The sequence below is a fragment of the Amycolatopsis sp. NPDC051373 genome (assembly GCF_040689465.1).
In the GTDB taxonomy this organism is placed as follows: Bacteria; Actinomycetota; Actinomycetes; order Mycobacteriales; family Pseudonocardiaceae; genus Amycolatopsis.
The window spans coordinates 20,274-40,507 of sequence record NZ_JBFBAE010000008.1 but is presented as its reverse complement, the minus strand read 5'-3'; the positions used below and the strand labels follow the sequence as shown (position 1 = coordinate 40,507).

Here is a 20,234-nt window from a genome sequence, read left to right as displayed (position 1 = left end):
GGTCACCCTCTACGCGACCGTCCGCCGCCTGAAGCCGACCTGGCGGGCCGCGCTCCCTCCACCGCGCTCACCGTCGCCGCGCTGGCCTTCGAGCCCGTGCGCTCCACGCTCTCCTTCGGACAGATCAACCTCGTCCTCATGGCCCTCGTCGCCGTCGACATCCTCATGCCCCACCCGCGCTGGCCCCGCGGCATCGGCGTCGGCATCGCGGCCGCCATCAAGGTCACCCCGGCGGGCTTCCTGCTGTTCTTCTTGCTCACCAAGGACTTCCGCTCCGCCCGCAACGCCCTGAAAGCCGGCGCCGCGGCCACCGGCCTCGGTTTCCTCGTCGCCCCGGCCGCCTCCGCGAAGTACTTCTTCGGCGGCGGCCTCACCGGGGCGGCCGGCCTCAGCGGCTCGCCCTACGCCACCAACCAGACCATCGAAGGCGCGCTCCACCGCCTCAACCTGCCGCCGCTGCCGTACCACGTGCTGTGGCTGGGCATCTCCGCCTTCGTCATCGCGGCCGCCGTGGTCGTGATGCGCCGAGTGGACCCGCCGCTCGCCTTCGTGGTCAACGCGACGGCCGTCCTCGTCCTCTCACCGATTTCCTGGTCCCACCACTGGGTTTCGCTCGCCCCCGCGCTGGTCATCCTGGCCACCCGTGTCCGTACCACCCGCCAAGGCGCGGCCCTCGCCGCCGGCGCGGGCGTGTTCATCGCCGCGCCCCACGCCTTCCTGCCGAACAGCGACATGCGCGAACTCGCGTGGACGCCCTGGCAGCACGTCGTCGGCGACTCCTACCTCCTGCTCGCCCTCGGCTTCCTCACCTGGCTGCTGGTCGTCACGCAACCGGCCTCGGTGCGCCTCGAAGAACCGGCACTCGCCGCCCGCTGAGGCCCATCCACGCGCCACCGGACGCATTTCCCCACTCATCGAACAGAATTCATAATCGCGATCGCCAAAACACAACAATTCATCTCCCCGTCGAGTGACTGCGCCAAACAATCGGTCACCCCGCCGCGAGCCCCCTAGGGCTGAGTTGCTGAACGCACTGCTCTGTTCGGGGGAATTGCCACGCGCAACGCCCGCCCGCGCGAAAGGTCCCCGCGGCGCGCCGTGATCACACGCAGCGTCACATCGGGAAACGCGAAGAGTGGCGATCCGCCGGAAATCCCTCGTCAAACCCCTGGCGCGGAGCCCTATTAGCACCCCGCCAGGGCACTGGTGCTCGCAGCCCGGATGTGATGGCGCTAATATCCGGGTCCCGCCATCCAGACATGGGGGAGCGGCGCCACCGGCGGGAAGCGAAAACCGCGCTTCGCCGAAAGCCGTGAACCAGCGAAGAGCCCGAACAACGAGCCAGATCAACGAGCGAGACCACCAACCCGGCGCACGGCCTGCCACCAACCGGACGCGAGGACTTGAAGCCATGTCGGAACAACTGCCCGCCCGCCACGCGCAGCAGCGCGGGCGCGCCGTCCCGGCCGCGGTCGCGGTCCCGGTGACGGCGGTCGTCGCCGGTGCGCTGTGGGCGTGGGTGACGTTGGAGGTGCCCGAGCAGAGCCGGGTGCTCGTCGCGGTCGTCGCGGCCGTCACCTGGGTCGCCCTCGTCGTCGCCGTCTACCTCGCCACGCGCGGGTCGTCGGCGCTCACCGGCGCCGAGGAGCGTGCCCGCCACGCCGAGCACCGGGCGCAGGTCGAGACCCGGCAGATGACGGCCGTCAACCTCGAGCTCTCCATGATGGTCGACCAGACCCTTCCGGCCGTGGTCAACCGTCTGCGCGACGGCACGAGCGCCGCCGACATCTACAACTCCACGCAGCTGCCGGAAGACCCGTTCCAGAACCGGATCATGCGCCTGTTCATCGACGAGGTCGCCCAGGGTGAGCGCCGCCGCGCCGCCGCCACGGCCGCGTGCGCGAACGCCGCCGGCCGCGTGCAGGCGCTGTCCACCAGCATCCTCGCCGACCTGCGCGAGATGGAGAACCACTGCCCCGAGGACATGCTCGGCGAGGTCCTCAAGGTCGACCACAGCACCGCCCAGGCCGGCCGCCTCGCCGACTCCATCGCGGTGCTCACGGGCGCGCGCTCGGGCCGCCGCTGGGCGAAGCCGATCCGCATGGAGAGCATCCTGCGCGGCGCCATGGGCCGCATCGGCGCGTACACGCGGGTGCGCATCCACTCCACCAGCGGCAGCGCCATCGCCGGGTACGCCGCCGAAGACGTGATGCACGCGCTGGCCGAGCTGATGGACAACGCCACCAAGTTCTCCGCGCCGTCGGAAGAGGTCCACGTCTACGTCGAAGACCTCCACAACGGCGCCGTGATCACCATCGAAGACGGTGGCCTCGGCATGAAGCCGCAGGCGCTCACGCGAGCCGAGATCGCCGTGGCGCAGAACGAAAAGCTCGACCTCACCACGATCTCCGGCACGCGCCTCGGCCTCGCCGTCGTCGGCCAGCTCGCCCGCAAGCACCAGCTGCACGTGTTCTTCCGCCCGTCCTCGCGCGGCGGCACCGGCGTGGTCCTGCGCATCCCCAACCACCTGATCACGCAGCCGCGCACCGACCCGTTCACGGACCCCCTCTCCGACGCCCAGCCGCGCCGCGAAGCGGTGGTCAGCGCCGTGCGCGCCGAAGAACGCGAGTCCACGCGCGGCACGCTGGAACCGGTGCTCAGCGAGTCGGGCGGCCTGCCGAAGCGCCCGCGCGGGCAGACACTTGCCGCGTCGCGCCAGCTGGCGCCGAGCCCCGGCCCGCGGCCCACCAACCGCAGCCACGGCGACAGCGGCGCCCGGTTCGGGGCCTTCCAGCAGAGCCGCACCCGCAGGGTCGCCGCCAGTCCGGCCGAGTCGCAGGCGGACGCCGATGACAACGACTGAGTCCCTGCCGCACCGGAACCCCCAGATTGGAGTGAGGGGGCGCGCGTTTTCCGCCCCCGGATCCTCGATGACCCAGAACTCGAACCTCGAATGGCTCCTGGAGAACCTCGTCGGCAACACGCCGGGAGCCGTCCACGCGCTGGTGCTGTCGAAGGACGGCCTCAAGCTCTGCCACACCGCCGGCCTCACCGCCGACAAGGCCGACCAGCTGGCCGCGATCGCCGCCGGCGTGCAGGCGCTCTCGCACGGCGCGTCGGCCGAGTTCGGTGACGGCAGCGGCGGCATTCGCAACTCGATGACCGAGTTCCACGGCGGCATCCTGTTCATCGTCGAGGCCGGCATCGGCGCGCACCTCGCGGTGATCGCGGCCGAAGACGCCGACGTCGGCCTGATCGGCCACAACATGGACGAGCTGGTCGAGCAGATCGGCTCGTTCCTGACCGCCGCTCCGCGCTACGCGCAGGCCGGTCCGACGGCATGATCCGCCGCGCTGTCGAGGAAGAGGACCCCGACCGCCTCTACACGCTCACCGGCGGGCGCAGCCGCACGGAAGACCTCGAGCTCGACCTCGTCACGATCATCGTCGCCGAGTCGGCGCCGTCGGCCGGGATGCAGTCCGAGCACGTGAGGATTCTGCGGATCGCCCTGCACCCGACGTCGGTCGTCGAGCTCTCCTCGGAGCTCTCGCTGCCGGTGAGCGTCGTGAAGATCCTGGTCACGGATCTGCTCGACAGCGGCAAGGTCTCGGCCCGTCACCCCTCTTCGGCGCTGCAGCGCGCGTCCATCCCCGACTCCGAATTCCTCAAGAAGGTGCTCGTTGGACTCCGCAATCTCTGAACGCACCAATCGCGCTCCGCTGGCCGCCACGGCAGCCGACGGGCTGAAGATCGTGATCGTCGGGGGCTTCGGCGTCGGCAAGACCACGATGGTCCGGTCGGTCAGCGAGATCCGGCCGCTGAGCACCGAGGAGACGATGACGCAGGCCGGCGTCGGCATCGACCAGGGCCTGCAAGGGAAAACCACGACCACGGTCGCGTTCGACTTCGGCCGCATCAGCCTTGACGAGCGCATGGTGCTGTACTTGTTCGGCGCGCCCGGCCAGGAGCGTTTCTGGTTCCTGTGGGACCGGCTGTTCTCCGGCACGCTCGGCGCGGTGGTCCTCGTCGACACCCGGCGCCTGGCCGACTCGTGGTACGCGATCGACCGGCTCGAGCATCACGGCACGCCGTTCATCGTGGCGCGCAACAACTTCGAGCCGCCGGCCCATGATCTCGGCCAGGTCCGCGACGCGCTCGACCTCTCACCCGACGTGCCCCTGATCGACTGCGACGCGCGCCGCCGCGACTCGTCGAAGCAGGTGCTGATCTCGCTCGTCGACCACCTCTACTCGTTGTCCACCGCCCGGGAGAACCAGCCGTGACCGAACACCGGCCTGAAGTGTCCACAGAGGACTTCGTCAAGCTCTACGGCGCGCAGTTCCAGGAGGATCCGGCCACCCTCTACGGCCGGATCCGCCAGGAGTACGGCGGTGTCGCCCCGGTGCTGCTCGACGGCGACGTCCCCGCGTGGCTGGTCTGCGGCTACCGCGAGCTGCACCAGGTCACCAGCGATTCCCAGCTGTTCGCCCGCGACACGCGCCGCTGGAACCAGTGGGAGAACGTGCCGGCCGACTGGCCGCTGCTGCCCTACGTGGCGCACAACCCGTCGGTGATGTTCACCGAGGCTTTGGAACACCGCCGCCGCGCCGGCGCGATCGGCGACGCACTGTCCGCAGTGGACCAGTTCGACCTGGGTGCGCACTGCGAGCAGATCGCCGACCGGCTGATCGACACGTTCGCCGGCACCGGCGAGGCCGACCTCATCACGCAGTTCGCGATGCAGATTCCCTTGCTGGCCATCGCGAAGATGTACGGCATGCCCGAGGCCGAGACTCCGGCGCTGGTGCGCGACGTCGCGATCTCTCTCGACGTCGGCCCCGACGCGATCCCGGCGTACGGGCGCGTGCAGGAGGCCATGGGCCGGCTGCTGGCGCTCAAGCACCGCCAGCCCGGCCACGACGTTCCTTCGCACATGGCCCACAACCCCGCGGGGCTCACCGACGCCGAGATCGTGCAGGACCTGCTGGTGGTCACGGCCGCCGCGCAGCAGCCGACGGCCAACTGGATCGGCAACACCATCCGGCTGATGCTCACCGACGACCGCTTCGCGATGACGCTCTCGGGCGGCCGCGGCAGTGTCGGCGAGGCCCTCAACGAGGTCCTCTGGCACGACACGCCCACCCAGAACTTCATCGGCCGCTTCGCCACGCGTGACACGCAGCTCGGCGGCCGCCGCATCCGCACCGGCGACCTGCTCGTGCTCGGTCTCGCCGCCGCGAACGCCGACCCGCACGTGCGCCCCGACCTCGCCGGCGGCGCCGTCGGGAACCACGCGCACATGTCGTTCGGCCACGGCGAGCACGGCTGCCCGCACCCCGCGCCCGAGGTCGCGGAGGTCATCGCCCGCACGACCGTCGAGGTGCTGCTCGACCGGCTGCCCGACCTGTCGCTTTCGGTGCCGGACGAGGCCTTGAAGTGGCAGCGGTCGATGTGGATGCGCGGGCTGGAGTCGCTGCCCGTCACGTTCACGCCGACTTACGTCGCGAGCCACGCCGCCAGCTGGGGCTGATCAGTTGGCGCTGAACCGCACCGGCAACGCCGACGGCCCACGCGTGAACACCCCCGCTTCGTGGGTGTCCGCGTCGTCGGCGAGCCGCACGTTCGGCATCGCGTCGAGCAGCTGAGCCACGCCGACCTCGATCTCCGTCTTCGCCAGCAGCGCGCCGACGCAGAAGTGGCGGCCCAGCGCGAACGACAGGTGGTTCGCGGCCGCCGAGAACGCGGTCTCCGTCGGCAGGTCCGTGCGGAAGATGTCGAACTCGTTCGGGTTCTCGAACCGACGCGGGTCGCGGTTGGCCGCACCGATCAGGCAGGTCACGGTGCTGCCGGCCGGCACGCGCTCGCCCGCGATCTCGATGTCCTCGGCGGGCTGGCGCATGATCATGTGCACCGGCGGCGTGTAGCGCAGCGTCTCTGCGAACGCCTTCGGGATCAGCCCGTGGTCGGCTTGCACGGCTTCGAGCTGCGCCGGGTTTTCCAGCAGGTTCTTGAACACACTGGCGATCGCCTTGTCGGTGGTCTCCCCACCGGCGGCGAGCAGCAGGCTGCAGAACGCCTTGATGTCCTCGTCGCTCATCCGCGTGCCGTCGACCTCGGCCGAGCACAGCGTGGAAAGCAGGTCGTCGCCGAGGTTTTCGCGGCGGGCCCGGATGATCGGGATCAGGTACTCCGCCAGCTCCTCGCGCGTGCGCACGCCGGCCGCGGCCACGTCCGGGTCCTGGCTGAGGTTGCCGAGGAAGCCGATGATCGCGGTGTACCAGCGCTGGAACCGCTCGTGGTCGCTCTGGTCCAGACCAAGCATGTCCACGATCACATTGATCGGGAAGTGGCGCGCGTAGTCCTGCACCAGGTCGGCTTCGCCGCGGCCGCGGAAGCCGTCGATCAGCTGCTGCGAGTTACGCTCGATCACGGGCCGGAACTTCTGCTCCAGTTCGTTGCCGCGGAACGCCGGCACCACCAGCGCCCGCCGGATCGAGTGCTCGCGCCCGCTCATCTGCAGGATCGTGCGCCCGTGCGCGGGTTCCAGCTGCCAGCTGTAGTTGTCCGTGGTGAACACGGGCTCCCGAAACGCTCTGGCGACGTCGTCGTAGCGGGAAACGATGTAGCTCTGCATGCCTTCATGCCAGACGATGGGCTCGTCTTCCAACATGATGTCGTACGCGGAATACGGGTCGGCTGCGAATTCGGCGGAAAGGATGTCCGGCGCGTGACGTGCCGTGGTCATGGAGCTCCCTCGCTCGGGCGGTGGAGTAACCACGTTATCGACGGACGTTGCGTGTGCGGGGAAAATTAAGGCCATTGGAGCAGACCACTGATCCAGATGGATTACCAGCCGAACCTCGTTCGGTGTCTGCGCGTAGTGATCAGGGACCTCGCGTCACTCTCTAGAGTTTTTCCGGTCAGCGGGATTACCGCCTCGGGAAGTGCCGATCCAGCCGGCGCTCAGCCCCTCGGCGCGATCGAATCCCACGTGCCGAGCAGCTGATCGACGTCCATCACCGCACCGAAGTACTTGTCGATGTTCACCAGTGCGGCGTCGTGCTCGGCCTGCGTGAAAGCCGCGCAGCAGTCGCCCATGAACGCGATGTGGTAATCGAGCATGTAACCGTGCCGCGCGGTCGATTCCACGCACACGTTCGTGCTCACGCCGGCCATCACCAGCGTCTCGGCCCTCAGCGTGCGCAGCACCGAATCCAGCCGGGTGTTCACGAACCCGCTGTACCGGTGCTTCAGCACGACGGGTTCCCCTGGCAGCGGCGCCACCTCGAACGACTCCGCGCCCCACGTCCCCGCCCGGCAGACCACGCCGGAGCGGCCACCGGACCGCGCGGTCAACGCCGCCGAGTCGGTCGCTTTCTCGTGTGCCGTCTGCACGAACACGACCGGCACGTCGTGCGCCCGCGCGCCGGCCAGTAGAGCCTGCAGCCGGGAAACCATCTCCTTGGCCGCGCTCACGTCCTCGCCACGCCGGGCGCACGCGCCGTCGGGATGGCAGTAGTCGTTCTGCACGTCCACCACCACGACGGCTGCCTTGGCGGGGTTCAGCTTTTCCTCGTCGAATCGCACAGTCGCCACCTTGGTCGAGCCGCTTCGGGAGACGGGAAACCTACCGGCTGGACCACGCGGTCACCAGGAGGGTTTCCACTGGCTGAAATCAATCGGCCGTGACCAGTTCGGCCAGCGCTTCCCGCAGCTTCCCGGTCACCTCGACCGGCCGCCGCGACTCCCGGTCCACGAACACGTGCACGAACTGCCCCTCCGCCACCAGCACCTCGGCGGCGGTGTACATCCCGATCTCGTACCGCACGCTCGACCGCCCGAGGTGCGCCACCCGCAGCCCCACCCGCAACGACCCCGGGAACGACACCGAAGCGTGGTACTGGCACCGCGATTCCACGCACAGCCCGATCACCTCGCCGGCTTCGATGTCCAGCCCGCCGCGATCGATCAGCCACGTGTTGATCACCGTGTCCATCAACGAGTAGTGCACCACGTTGTTCACGTGGCCGTAGATGTCGTTGTCCTTCCACCGCAACGGAACCGTCTGCCAGAACGGGTAACTCACCACAGGTGCACCGAAGCCCGCAGGATCCCGGCCAAGTCTTCCTCGGAAGCCTCCCGCGGCGCCGTCGCCAGCAACCGCTGCTGCTTCACCGTGCCGGAGACCAACGAGTCCACATCGGACTCCGCATACCCCACCGCGCCGATTCCCGCGGGAATCCCGATCTCCCGCATCAGGTTCACCAGCACCGCCGGCAGGTGGTCCTCGAAGTCCCCGGCCCACTCGAAGTCCGGCGCCAGCAGCCGTGCCACCCGCAGGTGCCGCTCCGGCGCGGCGGAGAACGTGAACCGGAACGCCTCGGGCGCTGTCAGCGACACCGCCATCCCGTGCGGCACCATCGCCTCGTCGCCCGGGTAGCCGTCCGGGTGGAACTCCCGCACCTGCCCCGCGATCGGGTACGCGTTCGCGTGCGGGATGTGCACCCCGGCGTTGCCGAACCCCAGCCCCGCGAACGTCGCGGCCAGCGCCATCGCCTCGCGCGCCTCCAGGTCCGAACCGTCGCGCACCGCCCTGGGCAACGCCCACGACAGCAATGACAACGACTTCTCCGCGAACATGTCCGCCAACGGGTTGGACCCGCAGTACGGCACCCGCTGCTCGGGCTTCTTCCGGTCGAACGACGTGTACGGCTTCGCCGTGTAGCTCTCCGCCGCGTGGCAGAGGATGTCCATCCCGGACGCGGCCGTCACCCCGGCCGGCTGCGTCACCGTCAGCCGCGGGTCCACCACCGCCAGCGTCGGCCGCAGCCGCAGGTGGCTGATCCCACTCTTCACCCGCAGTGACAACACATCGAGCACACACACCGTCGTGCTCTCCGACCCGGTCCCCGTCGTGGTCGGCACGGCCACGAGCGGCTTCAACGGGTTCGCCGGCGCCCGCCCGCCGCCCACCGGCGCGTTGACGTAGTCCATCAACGAGCCCTCGTTGGACGTCAGCAGGTTCGCCGCCTTCGCGGTGTCGATGCTCGACCCGCCACCCACGGCCACGAACGCGTCGTACGGCCCGCTCCCGCGCGCGAAGTCCACGGCCTTCTGCATGCTCACGTCCGTCGGCTCCACGTGGACGCCGTCGAAGACTTCCGTCGCGATCCCGTACGACTCGATCCCCGAGGCGATCCGCGCCGGCCATCCCGTCGCGGCGACGGTCGGATCCGTGACCACGAGTACCCGGCGAACGCCGTACTGCGTGAGGTCGTAACCGATCTCGTCGCTGGATCCCGTGCCGTACTTCAACGCGGGCGCGCCATAGGTGAAAACGGTTTCATGCTCGGTGGACGTCAAGGCCTGGGTCCTCGCTTCCTGCCAGCGGGCGGTCAAAGCGGACATTCGTCCCATTTTCGCGGTCATTCCCCGAAGATCACTTGACTGCGGTGAACCGTGCCGCCCTAAGCTCTCCTCATTAGATACCAAGTAGGAGCGACCGTCGCCCAGACGGCCGTGCGCATCCTGACCGAGGCCCAGGTCCGCCGGGTGTACGCGGTCGTCGGCGAAGCGTTCCTGGAGCTGCTCGACGCGTTGCAGCGCGAGCGCGAAGTGACTCTCGTCTCCGCGCGCCACGATTCGGGCGCCGCGTTCATGGCCGAAGCCGAGGGCAAGCTCACCGAGCGCCCCGCCGTGCTGCTCGCGAGCCGTGGTCCGGGCGCCGCGAACCTCGCCATCGGCGTGCAAACGGCCTACCAGGACGAGACGCCGATGGTCGTCCTCCTCGAGACGCCGGCGCTCGACCGCGCGATCACCGGTGAGCTGCCGACCTCCGACCTCACGGCCATGTTCGAGTCCATCGCGAAGTGGTGCGTACGCGCCGAAGACCCCGACGCGGTGCCGGGCCTGCTTGCCGAAGCGCTCACGCGCTGTCGCGAAGGCCGTCCGGGACCGGTTGTGCTCGGCGTGCCCAGCGACGCGTGGGGAGTCCCGTACGACTCGGCCAAGCCGGTGGCCAAGGTGCGCCCGCCGGTCACCGGGACGCTGGGCCGTTCGGCCGAAGCCGTCGCCGGGCTCGTCGACGAGGCCCGCTACCCGGTGGTCATCGTCGGCGGCCGCGCGCGCTCGGCGCGAGACGAGCTGATCGCCGTCGCCGACGAGCTCGCCCTGCCCGTCTACAACGCCTTCCGCCGCCAGGACGCCTTCCCCGAGACGCACGCGCGCTACGCCGGCCACCTCGGCCTCGGCATCCCCGCGCGCCAGCTCGACGCCCTCGAACGCGCCGACCTCGTGCTCGCCCTCGGCACCCAGCTCGACGAGGTGACCACCCAGGGTTACCGCTACCCGACGTCGCAGCAGACGCTCGTGCTGGTCGGCACCGGCATCGACGAGCAGCGCCGCCGCGGCCTCACCTTCCGCGTCGACTCCGAGGTCGAACCGTTCCTGCGCGAGCTGCGCTCGATCGCGACCCCGCGCACGCGCCGCGCGTCGGCCGCCAACGCCGCCGTGCACACCTTCATGACCCCGCCCGACACGAGCGGCAACACGCGTGTGCACCCCGTCGATGTGATCCGCGCCCTGCGCAAGCTCGCGCCCGAGGACACGATCGTGACCAGTGACGCGGGCAACTTCGCGCAGTTCATGCACCGCTACTGGTGCTTCACCGCGCCGCGCAGCCAGCTCGGCCCGAGCAACGCGGCCATGGGCTACGCCGTGCCCGCCGCCATCGCGGCCAAGCTCGCCGAACCGCGCCGCGCCGTCGTCGCGATGGTCGGCGACGCCGGCACGCTCATGACGGGCCAGGAGATCGAGACCGCCGTCCGCTATCGCGCGCCCGTGATGGTGGTCGTGTTTCAGAACGGCGTCCACGGGGCATTGGCCATGCACCAGGCCCGCGCGCACGGCCGGCTCTCGGGTGTCACCATCCCGCTCACGGACTTCGCGTCGTGGGCCCGCGGGCTCGGCGCCGCCGGGTACACGGTGGACGATCGCGAAGAGCTCGAGGCGATCGTCGCGAGTGCGTTGGTGCGCCAGCGTCCGTGTGTGATCGATGTGAGGACGGACCCGGATGTCGTAACGCCCGACGTCCGCCTGAGCACCTTGCTGAGCGCGGTTCGCCCGCAATCACCCGGGCAGTGATTTTTCTCCGGCGCGCCACGGGAAACGCCGGGAAAGTTCAGTGGCCGCAGGGGGGTGGCTCCGGTAGCCTGACGGTGTTCCCAGGGGTTCGCGGGAGAACCGGGATCCGGCAGTCACATGCAGAGTCACATCGGGACGCGCCGCGCACGCTTCCACAGTGCGAGGGTTACCGATTCAGTGGTCTGGTCCGGACGGGAACGGCCGGTTTCTGTCGGTGCCGGGTGACATCATCACGGCATCGCCCGCTGGGAGGCGGGTGGGAACGAGGGGAGCTTCAACATGGCCGACGAAAAGACCACGGTTTCGCGTGGTTCGTCTGCCCGCACCGCGGCGGCGCGTGCCGCCGGGGCGCGCACGGCGACGGAGCAGGTCCGCGAGACCTCGGGTGTCGTGCCGGTGCTGTTCAGCGCCGTCGCGGAGGCCCACGACGTGGCCGTCGTGGTCGGTGACCAGGACACCGGCTGGCGTTCGCCGTTCGGCGGCGGTCTGCGTCCGGCGAGTGGCGAATAGCTCACCCGGCCTGGCTCACGCCTGTTCACCAGGGTGAGTCCGGGTGGCTCGGGTTGTCCACGTGCCACAAGCTGTGCTTTACTTTCGATGGTCTCGATTTTTGTGAGTTACGCTCGCAGATATCAGCGGGCGTAGTGTCTCCTCACTCGAGGAAGCAAACCGCCCGGGTTTGACTCGGGGTGCTGATGTGGCTTCCCGTTTGGTGTTATGTATGGAGATATTTAATGACTCAGGGCACTGTGAAGTGGTTCAACTCCGAGAAGGGGTTCGGCTTCATCACCCCCGACAACGGTGGCGGCGACGTCTTCGTTCACTACAGCGAGATCCAGGGTAACGGCTTCAAGAGCCTCGAAGAGAACGCTCGCGTGGAGTTCGAGATCGGCCAGGGCCAGAAGGGCCCGCAGGCCACGTCGGTCACCGTCATCTGACCTAGACCTTCGTGAAGGGGCCGCCACCCGCGCTACGGGTGGCGGCCCTCTTTCGTTACCAGCGCTGTCGTTGCGAGCGCTGGCGCGTGGCAACGCTGTCGTGTTCTTTTGCGGGCTGTCTCACGATCTGGTTTCCCTTGCCGGACAACGACTTCCGTGCCTCCAGGTCACCCCGCTATCACCCGATCGTGTCCGAGGTGGACCTCGTAGGCTGCGCGCCATGATCGAGAACGGCTACACCGTCTCCGGGATGTCCTGCGGCCACTGTGCACAGTCGGTCACCGAGGAAATCACCGAACTTCCGGGCGTCGAAAGCGTCGAGGTCGACGTCGAAACCGGCCGCGTCGTCGTGCGCAGCGCCGAAGAGCTCACCGAGGACGCCGTCCGCGGTGCCGTCGAAGAAGCGGGTTACACCTACGAAGGCACCGTGGCACTCGTCTAGCGGGTCAGAACCCGCGGATCAGAGCACTGCGTCCGCGAGCCGCTTGATGTCGTCGACGTCGTCGGTGCCCGGGTTGAAGATCAGCTCGTCCACCCGAGGTCCGCGAACGACGCCATGGTCGCCTTCAGCTTCTCGGGCGTCCCGCACACGCCGGACACGGCGAGGTCGGTGAATTCGCCCGCGCCGGCGTAGTAGTCACCCACGTTGGCGCGGCCCTTGTCGATGTCGCCGAGCGCGACGTACGCGAGCGCCACCAGGTAGGGGTCACCGGCGCGGCCGGAGTCCTTCCACGCGGCGCGCGCCTGCTCGAAGTGGCCGGCCACGAACTGCGCCGGGGCCGAGCCGCCGACGTAGCCCTGACCCCACTTCGCCATGCGCGTGAACGACGCCGGCGCCATGCCGCCGAAGAACATCGGCACCTCGCGGGTCCCGGCCGGCACGCCCGGGTTGTCGCCGCCGCCGACGGGCTGCCCCGTCCACATCGAACGGTACGTGTCGAGGTCACGGTCGATGCGCGCCCCGAGGCCCTTGGCGCCGAGCCCGTCCACGACGAAGTCGTCCGGGCGCACGCCGATTCCGAAGCCGACCGACAGTCGGCCACCGGACACACCGTCGATGCCCGCGAGCTCCGTGGCAAACAACGGCGCCGGCCACACCGTCGCCAGCAGGACACCGCTCACGAGCCCGATCGACTTGGTCGCGCCGGCCGCCGCGGCCAGCGCCACCGTGTCCATCACGCCGGGGTAGGCGATCCGGCCGACGGTGCCCAACGAGGAAAAGCCGGCCTCCTCGGCCTGCGCCGCCCACTCGGGGATGACCTGCGGGCGAACGTCGCGCACCGCTTTCCGGGGAAGGGATTTACCCGCCGGTCTGACACGATCGACCCGTTCGCCGGGGCTCGTCACCGGATCGGCGCACGTCGTGCCGCACGGTGTGCCCCTTCGTGCCTGCCTCGGGTGGGTGATTCCCCCGGCCGAGGGACTGGGCCGTCCGGGTGAGCAATCGAGCTGCAACCCTCCGCAACCCTTCCCCTATCCGGCATTACACGGTCTGCTGAACCGGCACAAGCAGGACAAGGAGATCTGTGGTGGGCCCAGGTGTGGCGGGCATCGTCGCCAACCCGGCGTCGGGGCGGGACATCCGGCGGCTGGTGGCGCAGGCGTCTGTGTTCCCGACGGCCGAGAAGGCCAACATGGTCCAGCGCGTGCTGGCCGCGTTCGCCATCACGGGCGTCGAGAGAACGCTCGTTTCCACCGACCTCGGCGGCATTTCCGCGGCTGTGCACCGACGGCTGGGCCGCGAGCCGCTGCCGGGTGTCGAGTTCTGCGACAAAGACCCGCTCACGGGCACCGCGCAGGACACGATCAACGCCGTGCGCCGGATGGTCGATGCGGGGGCCGGCGTGATCGTCTGTCTCGGTGGCGACGGCACGGCCCGCGTCGCCGCGAAGGCGTGCGGCGAGGTGCCGCTGCTGGCGCTGTCGACCGGAACCAACAACGCCTTCCCGCAGATGCGCGAAGCGACCGTCGCTGGTCTCGCCGCCGGCTTCATCGCGAGCGGTCAGATCGACCCCGACCTGGTCACCCACCGCGTGAGCAAGCTCGAAGTCGTCACCAAGGCGCGGCGCGAGATCGCCTTGGTGGACGTCGCGGTGACCCTGAGCAAGCACGTCGGCGCGAAGGCGCTGTGGGACCCGGCGTCGCTGACCGAGCTCTACTGCACCTTCGCCGAGCCCGACGGCATCGGCCTCTCCAGCATCGCGGGCCAGCTCTGCCCGAGCCCGCGCTCCAGCGCCGACGGTGTCGCCCTCAAGCTCGGGCCCGTCGGCGTCACCCCGCACGTGGTCCACGCGCCCATCGCCCCCGGCCTGGTGAAAGCCGTCGGCGTGCGCGGCTGGGGCGTGCTCCAGCAGGGCATGCGCGTGGACCTCGCCGCGGGCGGTGGCGTGATCGCCGTCGACGGTGAACGCGAGCTCGAGCTCAAGCCAGGGGAGAGCGCGTACGTCGAGCTCCGGTCCGACGGGCCGTGGTGCGTCGACGTGCGCGCGGTGATGGCCGAAGCGGCCCAACGAGGGTTGTTGCGCACCACATCCACCGAAGGCGGTGCGCCTACGAAGGGAAAGGAGCGTCGACGATGACGGAGACCTTGCTGGAGGCCTATCGCACCATGCGCACGATCCGCGCGTTCGAGGAACGCGTGCACGAGGAGTTCGCCACCGGCGACATCCCCGGCTTCGTCCACCTCTACGCGGGCGAGGAGGCCTCGGCCACCGGCGTCTGCAGCCACCTCGACCGCCGCGACACCATCGCCAGCACCCACCGCGGCCATGGCCACTGCATCGCCAAGGGCGTGGACGTGAAGGCCATGATGGCCGAGATCTACGGCCGCACCACAGGATCTTGCCACGGCAAGGGCGGCTCGATGCACATCGCCGACCTGTCGAAGGGCATGCTCGGCGCCAACGGCATCGTCGGCGGCGGCCCGCCGCTCATCTGCGGCACCGCGCTCGCCGCGAAGCAGCAGGGCACCGGTGGCGTCGGCGTCGCCTTCTTCGGCGACGGCGCCAGCAACCAGGGCACCACGCTCGAAGCCCTCAACCTCGCTTCCGTCTGGAACCTGCCCGCGGTCTTCGTCGCCGAGAACAACGGCTACGCCGAAGCCACCTCCAGTACCTGGTCCGTTGCTTCGGACAACATCGCCGACCGTGCCGCCGGCTTCGGCATGCCGGGCGTGATCGTCGACGGCTACGACTTCTTCGCCGTGACCGAAGCCGCCGGTGAGGCCATCGACCGCGCCCGCGCCGGCGGCGGTCCCACGCTCCTGGAAATGAAGTTCACGCGCTATTTCGGCCACTTCGAGGGCGACCAGCAGGCCTACCGCGCCGACGAGGTCGCTCACGCCCGCGAAAACCTCGACTGCCTCAAGCGCTTCCGCACGCGCGTGGTCGAAAGCGGCGAGCTGTCCGAGGAAAGCCTCGACAAGGTCGACACCGAAGTCGCGAAACTTGTCGAAGAAGCCGTGGCGGAAGCCAAAGCCGCACCCAAACCCACCCGAGCCGACCTGGAGACCGACGTCTACGTCTCGTACTGAAGGGAGCGCGAGTCATGGCACGCACGATCAGCTACCGCGAAGCGATCAACGAGGCCCTCGCGCAGGAGATGCAGCGCGACGAGTCGGTGATCGTGATGGGCGAGGACAACGCCGGCGGCGCGGGCAGCCCCGGCGAGGACGACGCGTGGGGCGGCGTTCTCGGTGTCACCAAAGGACTTTTCCACCGTTTCCCCGGCCGGGTGCTCGATACACCGATCTCCGAATCGGCCTTCATCGGCGCGGCCATCGGCGCCGCGACGGCCGGCCAGCGGCCCGTGGCCGAGCTGATGTTCATCGACTTCATGGGCGTCTGCTTCGACCAGATCTTCAACCAGGCGGCCAAGTTCCGCTACATGTTCGGCGGCAACGCGCGCACGCCCGTGGTGATCCGCACGATGTACGGAGCGGGTCTGCGGGCCGCCGCCCAGCATTCCCAGTGCCTGTACCCGATCTTCACGCACATCCCGGGCCTCAAGGTCGTGGTGCCCTCCAGCCCGTACGAGGCCAAGGGCCTGCTCATCCAGTCCATTCGCGACGACGACCCCGTGATCTTCTGCGAGCACAAGGCCCTCTACGACACCTCCGGCGAAGTCCCCGAAGACAGCTACACCATTCCCTTCGGCGAAGCGAACGTCGTCCGCGACGGCGAGGACGTCACCATCGTCGCCATCGGCCGCATGGTCGGCGTCGCCGAGGAAGCCGCGCGCGAGCTGGCCTCGACCGGGGTCGAGGCCGAGGTGATCGACCCGCGCACGACCAGTCCGCTCGACACCGAGACGATCCTCGAAAGCGTCGAGAACACCGGCCGGCTCGTGATCGTCGACGAGGCTTCCCCGCGCTGCAACCTCGCCACCGACATCTCCGCGCTCGTCGCCCGCGAAGGGTTCGCGTCCCTGCATGCACCCATCGAGATGGTCACGCCGCCGCACACGCCCGTGCCCTTCTCCGACGCGCTCGAAGACCTCTACATCCCCGGCCCCCAGCAGGTGGTCAACGCGGCGAAAGCCGTGGTCGGCTGGACTCGGTGATGGCCGAGATCCAGCGCGTGACCATGCCCAAGTGGGGCCTGTCGATGAAGACGGGCCGCATCACCGACTGGCTCGCCACCGAAGGCGACGAGATCACCGAGGGTGACGACCTCGTCGACATCGACACCGACAAGATCACCGGCACGCTGGAGTCTCCGGGCTCCGGCGTGCTGCGCCGGGTGATCGCTCCGGCGGGGGAGGACGTACCCGTCGGCGCGACGATCGCCCTGGTCGCTCCCGCATCCGTCGCCGACGCCGAGGTCGACGAAGCCGCCGAAACCGCGTTGCGGGAGCTGGCCGAAGGCGTGGTCGAGGAGGCGGCGGGACCGGCCACCGGCACCGTCGAGGTCGACGGCCGCACCCTCAGCTACGCCACGCTCGGTGACGCCGGCGGTTCTGATGGCGAAGTGGTGGTGCTCGTCCACGGCTACGGCGGCGACAAGAATTCCTGGCTCTTCGTCCAGGAGCCGCTCGCCGACGGCCGCACCGTCCACGCCCTCGACCTCCCCGGTCACGGCGAGTCCACCAAGGACGTCGGCGACGGCTCCCTCACCACCCTTGCCAACGCCGTCCTCGGTTTCCTCGAAACACTCAACGTCACCAAGGCGCACCTAGTCGGCCACTCGCTCGGCGGCGCCGTCGTCGTGGCCGCCGCCGCGGCGCAACCCGCGAAGGTCTCTTCGCTCACGCTGGTGGCCCCGGCCGGCTTCGGCGACCGCATCAACGCCTGTTACCTGCGCGGCTTCGCCACCGCCACGTCGAGGAGAGAGCTGAAGCCCCACCTCAGCGCCCTCTTCGCCGACCCGGACCTGGTCACGCGCCGCCTCGCCGACGACCTCCTCAAGTACAAACGCCTCGACGGCGTCGACCGAGTCCTGGAGAAACTCCTCGGCACCCTGCTCGAAGACGACGACACCCCGGCCCTGCACATCGCCCCGCTCCTGGCCCAGTACGAAGGCCCGGTCACCGTGGTCTGGGGCAGCGAAGACGCCGTCCTCCCACCCGAAAACGCGGCAGGCCTCCCGGACGTCCACTCCGTCGACGGCGCCGGCCACCTGGTCCACTTGGAGAAACCGTCGGCTGTTGTCGAGGTGGTGGTCGAGGTGGTTGCCGGGGCGACGGAGAGCTCGGCACGGCCTTGACCGACGCCGTTACGGCCTTCCTCGACCCTTCCTCGACCACTGCTCGACCCTTGCTCGACTCTGTCGGTGAAGTCACCGCCCCTTCCGATCACGGCCCAGCCACCGGCACACTGGCACCGGAGGCCGGGTGAGGAGCACCCCAACGCGGCATTCGTTGCGTGGAATGGGGCGTGGGCGCGCAGCGTCTCCGTTGAGGGTGGTGGCGGGGGCATGGATGGAGCACCGAACGCCACGGTGGGGGAGTCGGACTAGGAGCGGGTGGTTGTTGGGCCAGCAGCACCTCGAGGCAGCGTTGCCGGTCGGGGTTGACCCCCGGCGGCACGCGCGCGCTCTCGCCCGCGTCCACGAAGCCGCCATCGCGGGCGAAGCGTTGCCCAGCGCTCCGCGCTCGGTGATCAGCGAGTCCTGGTCCCGCGTGCGGCGGCTCGGCATCGACCCGGACCGCGGCGCGTCCTCGCCGATCCTCGACGCCGCCGAGCTCGAAGAACGCCGCCGCGAAAGCGGCCTCACCCCGCTGCTGCCGATACTGCGCGGCGGCCAGCTCAGCCTGGCCGAGCAGGCCGCGCACATCATGGTGATCGTCGACGCCGCCGGCCACGTCCTCTGGCGCGACGGCTCGGTCCACGTCCGCCGCCGTGCCGACCGCCTCGGGTTCGTCGAGGGCGTCGACTGGCAGGAGGAAGCCGTCGGCACCAACGCCATCGGCACGGCGCTCGTGGCTCGGCGCCCGGTGCAGGTCTACTCCGCCGAGCACTACGTCCGCGCCCAGCACGACTGGACCTGTGCCGCCGCCCCGCTGCACGACCCCCGCGACGGCCGGCTCCTCGGCGTCGTCGACCTCTCCGGCCCCGCCTCGACGGTCCACGCCACCACCCTCGCCCTCGTCGACGCCGTCGGCCGCCTCGCCGAATCCCAGCTGCGCACCACGCACCTGACCGACCTCGAACGGCTGCGCGGCATCGCGGTTCCTTTGCTGGCCAAGGTTTCCGGCCGCGTGCTGGTCACCGATCAGCACGGCTGGATCGCCACCACCACTCCCTCCGCGATCTCTGCCGCCACCGGCCTCGCGCCCGCCGGCCGCCTGCCGTTGCCCGCGTCCGTCGGCCCCGGCCCGCTGTGGCTGCCCGCCCACGGCCACTGCGTGGTCGAACCACTGCCCGGCGGCGGCTCATTCGCTTGACCGACTCCGAAGCTGCTCCACCGACTCGGGTTTCCCTGGACCTGCGCATCCCTGGCGAACCGCTGCTCACGGTTTACGGCTCCGCGGGCGAATGGACCCACCGCGTCTCCCCGCGTCACGCGCAGCTGCTGTACGCCCTCGCCGCCCACCGAAACGGCTGCAGCGCTTCACAATTGTCCTCGGTGTTGTTCGGCGACGCGACGCGCACGGTCACCGTCCGCGCCGAGGTTTCCCGGCTGCGGCGGATCGTCGGCGGGATCATCGTCGGCCGCCCCTATCGCTTCGCCGACAACCTCGAAGTCGTCGTGCACGGTTCGGCCATCGCTGGTTGACGCTGCGGGCTAGTTTTGCCTTGCGAAGCAACGGCACGCGCGGGTTGCCCCGCGTACGCGCAACCACCATTGGTGTGAGTGATCTTTCTTGCCCGCGTGGCAAGCGGCGATGGTGTGCACCATGACCAAGCGAACTTCGGTGCGGCAGCGCCGGGTCTCCGCCGAGCTGCGGGCCTTGCGGATCAAGGCGAACCTCACGTGCCGAGAGGTTTCCGAGGGCCTCGGCTTCTCGGAGAGCAAGATCAGCCGCATGGAGACCGGCGACCGCGGCCTCTACGTCGACGACGTCTCCGCGATCCTCGGGTTCCTGCACGCTCCAACGGAGAAACGCCAGGAGCTGCTGACCCTGCTGCGCGAAGGGGAAGAGCGGAACTGGCACGAGATCCACGGCAAGTTGCCACCCAATTGGAAGCAGCTGATCCGCTTCGAGGACGAAGCAGCTGGAATCAAAAACTACGAGCCACTCTTGATTCCAGGCCTCGCGCAGACTCCCGAGTACACGCGCGCCTTGATGCAGAGCATCGATCGGCGGTTGGAGGAGCTCGATGTCGAGAAGCTGATCGCTGCGCGGGTGAGCCGCCAGCTTGTGCTCGGCCGGTTGAACGGTCCTGTCGTGCACCTGCTGATCGAAGAGGGTGTGTTGCGGCGATTGGTTGGTGGTCCAGAAGTGATGCGCGGGCAGCTGCAACACTTGCAGCTGATGGCGAATCGCTCGAATGTCACCATCCAAGTCGTGCCGTTCTCGGTCGGCGGCCACCCCGGGCTGGAAGGGCCCTTGGTCCTGCTCGACTTCGCCGCGCAGCCCACTCTCGCCTACGCGGAAACTCGCGGAGCCAGCAGCTTTCTGGAGGACGAAGCCTCCATGGCTCGCGTTCAGCATGCCTGACGTGGCCTACTTCGCTGCGCCTTGTCACCGGCGGACTCCGCTAGTCTGATTGCC

The 20,234-nt window shown here is 69.3% G+C and carries 20 protein-coding genes and 1 pseudogene; 16 read left to right on the top strand and 5 right to left on the bottom strand.

The features are described from left to right. Window positions 1-96 precede the first annotated feature (96 nt). From AB0383_RS16280 to AB0383_RS16255, 6 genes are all read left to right on the top strand, one after another. A complete protein-coding gene (locus AB0383_RS16280) occupies window positions 97-876 on the top strand; it encodes a glycosyltransferase 87 family protein (RefSeq protein WP_366187669.1) in 780 nt (259 codons plus the stop codon). Between the two features lie 535 nt (window positions 877-1,411). Then, window positions 1,412-2,863 (top strand): ATP-binding protein, encoded by a 1,452-nt coding sequence (locus tag AB0383_RS16275; RefSeq protein WP_366187668.1) that lies wholly within the window; start codon window positions 1,412-1,414, stop codon window positions 2,861-2,863. 67 nt (window positions 2,864-2,930) lie between these two features. Further along, window positions 2,931-3,344 carry a roadblock/LC7 domain-containing protein gene (locus AB0383_RS16270; RefSeq protein WP_364171770.1) on the top strand — a complete coding sequence of 138 codons (414 nt, stop codon included), beginning with the start codon at window positions 2,931-2,933 and terminating at the stop codon, window positions 3,342-3,344. After that, the gene (locus AB0383_RS16265) at window positions 3,341-3,700 is read left to right on the top strand and encodes a DUF742 domain-containing protein (protein WP_220245825.1); all 360 of its coding nucleotides are present in this window, start codon (window positions 3,341-3,343) and stop codon (window positions 3,698-3,700) included. The genes AB0383_RS16270 and AB0383_RS16265 overlap by 4 nt, the downstream gene beginning before the upstream one ends. A gap of 52 nt (window positions 3,701-3,752) precedes the next feature. Next, on the top strand, window positions 3,753-4,283 hold the full coding sequence (locus AB0383_RS16260) for an ATP/GTP-binding protein (RefSeq protein WP_364172009.1): 531 nt from the start codon (window positions 3,753-3,755) through the stop codon (window positions 4,281-4,283). Continuing rightward, complete coding sequence (locus AB0383_RS16255; protein ID WP_366187667.1) at window positions 4,280-5,530, top strand: cytochrome P450; 1,251 nt, start codon at window positions 4,280-4,282, stop codon at window positions 5,528-5,530. Before AB0383_RS16260 ends, AB0383_RS16255 begins: the two co-directional genes overlap by 4 nt. On the opposite strand, the gene AB0383_RS16250 is transcribed toward AB0383_RS16255, so the two are convergent. The 4 genes from AB0383_RS16250 to AB0383_RS16235 all read right to left on the bottom strand — a co-directional run bounded on the left by AB0383_RS16250 (window position 5,531) and on the right by AB0383_RS16235 (window position 9,363). Next, window positions 5,531-6,745, bottom strand: coding sequence for a cytochrome P450 (locus tag AB0383_RS16250; RefSeq protein WP_366187666.1), 1,215 nt, complete (start codon window positions 6,743-6,745; stop codon window positions 5,531-5,533). Window positions 6,746-6,963: 218 nt separating this feature from the next. Then, window positions 6,964-7,587, bottom strand: coding sequence for an isochorismatase family cysteine hydrolase (locus AB0383_RS16245; RefSeq protein WP_366187665.1), 624 nt, complete (start codon window positions 7,585-7,587; stop codon window positions 6,964-6,966). Between the two features lie 88 nt (window positions 7,588-7,675). Then, window positions 7,676-8,089 (bottom strand): thioesterase family protein, encoded by a 414-nt coding sequence (locus AB0383_RS16240; protein WP_364171761.1) that lies wholly within the window; start codon window positions 8,087-8,089, stop codon window positions 7,676-7,678. Beyond that, the gene (locus tag AB0383_RS16235; protein WP_366187889.1) at window positions 8,083-9,363 is read right to left on the bottom strand and encodes a hydroxyacid-oxoacid transhydrogenase; all 1,281 of its coding nucleotides are present in this window, start codon (window positions 9,361-9,363) and stop codon (window positions 8,083-8,085) included. Before AB0383_RS16235 ends, AB0383_RS16240 begins: the two co-directional genes overlap by 7 nt. Window positions 9,364-9,480: 117 nt before the next feature. Between AB0383_RS16235 and AB0383_RS16230 the strand changes: the two genes are divergently transcribed. The 4 genes from AB0383_RS16230 (at window position 9,481) to AB0383_RS16215 (ending at window position 12,522) form a co-directional block, all read left to right on the top strand. Continuing rightward, window positions 9,481-11,142 carry a thiamine pyrophosphate-dependent enzyme gene (locus tag AB0383_RS16230; protein ID WP_366187888.1) on the top strand — a complete coding sequence of 554 codons (1,662 nt, stop codon included), beginning with the start codon at window positions 9,481-9,483 and terminating at the stop codon, window positions 11,140-11,142. Window positions 11,143-11,421: 279 nt separating this feature from the next. After that, entirely contained in the window at window positions 11,422-11,652 is a 231-nt protein-coding gene (locus AB0383_RS16225; RefSeq protein ID WP_364171759.1) for a hypothetical protein, read from the top strand. A gap of 224 nt (window positions 11,653-11,876) precedes the next feature. After that, a complete protein-coding gene (locus tag AB0383_RS16220; protein WP_013222289.1) occupies window positions 11,877-12,080 on the top strand; it encodes a cold-shock protein in 204 nt (67 codons plus the stop codon). Between the two features lie 220 nt (window positions 12,081-12,300). Next, the gene (locus AB0383_RS16215) at window positions 12,301-12,522 is read left to right on the top strand and encodes a heavy-metal-associated domain-containing protein (protein ID WP_366187664.1); all 222 of its coding nucleotides are present in this window, start codon (window positions 12,301-12,303) and stop codon (window positions 12,520-12,522) included. 80 nt (window positions 12,523-12,602) lie between these two features. Here the strand turns inward: AB0383_RS16215 and AB0383_RS16210 are convergent, their stop codons facing one another. After that, a complete protein-coding gene (locus tag AB0383_RS16210; protein ID WP_366187663.1) occupies window positions 12,603-13,361 on the bottom strand; it encodes an LLM class flavin-dependent oxidoreductase in 759 nt (252 codons plus the stop codon). 248 nt (window positions 13,362-13,609) lie between these two features. Between AB0383_RS16210 and AB0383_RS16205 the strand changes: the two genes are divergently transcribed. The 6 genes and pseudogenes from AB0383_RS16205 (at window position 13,610) to AB0383_RS16180 (ending at window position 20,180) form a co-directional block, all read left to right on the top strand. Beyond that, window positions 13,610-14,659, top strand: a complete 1,050-nt coding sequence (locus AB0383_RS16205; protein ID WP_366187662.1) for an NAD(+)/NADH kinase — start codon at window positions 13,610-13,612, stop codon at window positions 14,657-14,659. Then, window positions 14,656-15,612 carry a thiamine pyrophosphate-dependent dehydrogenase E1 component subunit alpha gene (locus tag AB0383_RS16200; RefSeq protein ID WP_364171753.1) on the top strand — a complete coding sequence of 319 codons (957 nt, stop codon included), beginning with the start codon at window positions 14,656-14,658 and terminating at the stop codon, window positions 15,610-15,612. Before AB0383_RS16205 ends, AB0383_RS16200 begins: the two co-directional genes overlap by 4 nt. A 14-nt stretch (window positions 15,613-15,626) precedes the next feature. Next, window positions 15,627-16,640, top strand: a complete 1,014-nt coding sequence (locus tag AB0383_RS16195; protein WP_366187661.1) for an alpha-ketoacid dehydrogenase subunit beta — start codon at window positions 15,627-15,629, stop codon at window positions 16,638-16,640. After that, the gene (locus AB0383_RS16190) at window positions 16,640-17,782 is read left to right on the top strand and encodes an acetoin dehydrogenase dihydrolipoyllysine-residue acetyltransferase subunit (protein WP_366187660.1); all 1,143 of its coding nucleotides are present in this window, start codon (window positions 16,640-16,642) and stop codon (window positions 17,780-17,782) included. The genes AB0383_RS16195 and AB0383_RS16190 overlap by 1 nt, the downstream gene beginning before the upstream one ends. Window positions 17,783-18,047: 265 nt before the next feature. Beyond that, window positions 18,048-19,294: pseudogene (locus AB0383_RS16185) on the top strand (GAF domain-containing protein). A 121-nt stretch (window positions 19,295-19,415) separates the two neighbouring features. Beyond that, window positions 19,416-20,180 (top strand): helix-turn-helix transcriptional regulator, encoded by a 765-nt coding sequence (locus tag AB0383_RS16180; RefSeq protein WP_366187659.1) that lies wholly within the window; start codon window positions 19,416-19,418, stop codon window positions 20,178-20,180. The last annotated feature ends 54 nt before the right edge of the window (window positions 20,181-20,234 follow it).

Bases quoted from the DNA above. Each gene is read 5' to 3' on its own strand.
- AB0383_RS16275 (WP_366187668.1), top strand. From the start codon at position 1,412: ATGTCGGAACAACTGCCCGCCCGCCACGCGCAGCAGCGCGGGCGCGCC.
- AB0383_RS16270 (WP_364171770.1), top strand. From the start codon at position 2,931: ATGACCCAGAACTCGAACCTCGAATGGCTCCTGGAGAACCTCGTCGGC.
- AB0383_RS16265 (WP_220245825.1), top strand. From the start codon at position 3,341: ATGATCCGCCGCGCTGTCGAGGAAGAGGACCCCGACCGCCTCTACACG.
- AB0383_RS16250 (WP_366187666.1), bottom strand. From the start codon at position 6,745: ATGACCACGGCACGTCACGCGCCGGACATCCTTTCCGCCGAATTCGCA.
- AB0383_RS16225 (WP_364171759.1), top strand. From the start codon at position 11,422: ATGGCCGACGAAAAGACCACGGTTTCGCGTGGTTCGTCTGCCCGCACC.
- AB0383_RS16220 (WP_013222289.1), top strand. From the start codon at position 11,877: ATGACTCAGGGCACTGTGAAGTGGTTCAACTCCGAGAAGGGGTTCGGC.
- AB0383_RS16215 (WP_366187664.1), top strand. From the start codon at position 12,301: ATGATCGAGAACGGCTACACCGTCTCCGGGATGTCCTGCGGCCACTGT.
- AB0383_RS16200 (WP_364171753.1), top strand. From the start codon at position 14,656: ATGACGGAGACCTTGCTGGAGGCCTATCGCACCATGCGCACGATCCGC.
- AB0383_RS16195 (WP_366187661.1), top strand. From the start codon at position 15,627: ATGGCACGCACGATCAGCTACCGCGAAGCGATCAACGAGGCCCTCGCG.
- AB0383_RS16190 (WP_366187660.1), top strand. From the start codon at position 16,640: ATGGCCGAGATCCAGCGCGTGACCATGCCCAAGTGGGGCCTGTCGATG.
- AB0383_RS16180 (WP_366187659.1), top strand. From the start codon at position 19,416: ATGACCAAGCGAACTTCGGTGCGGCAGCGCCGGGTCTCCGCCGAGCTG.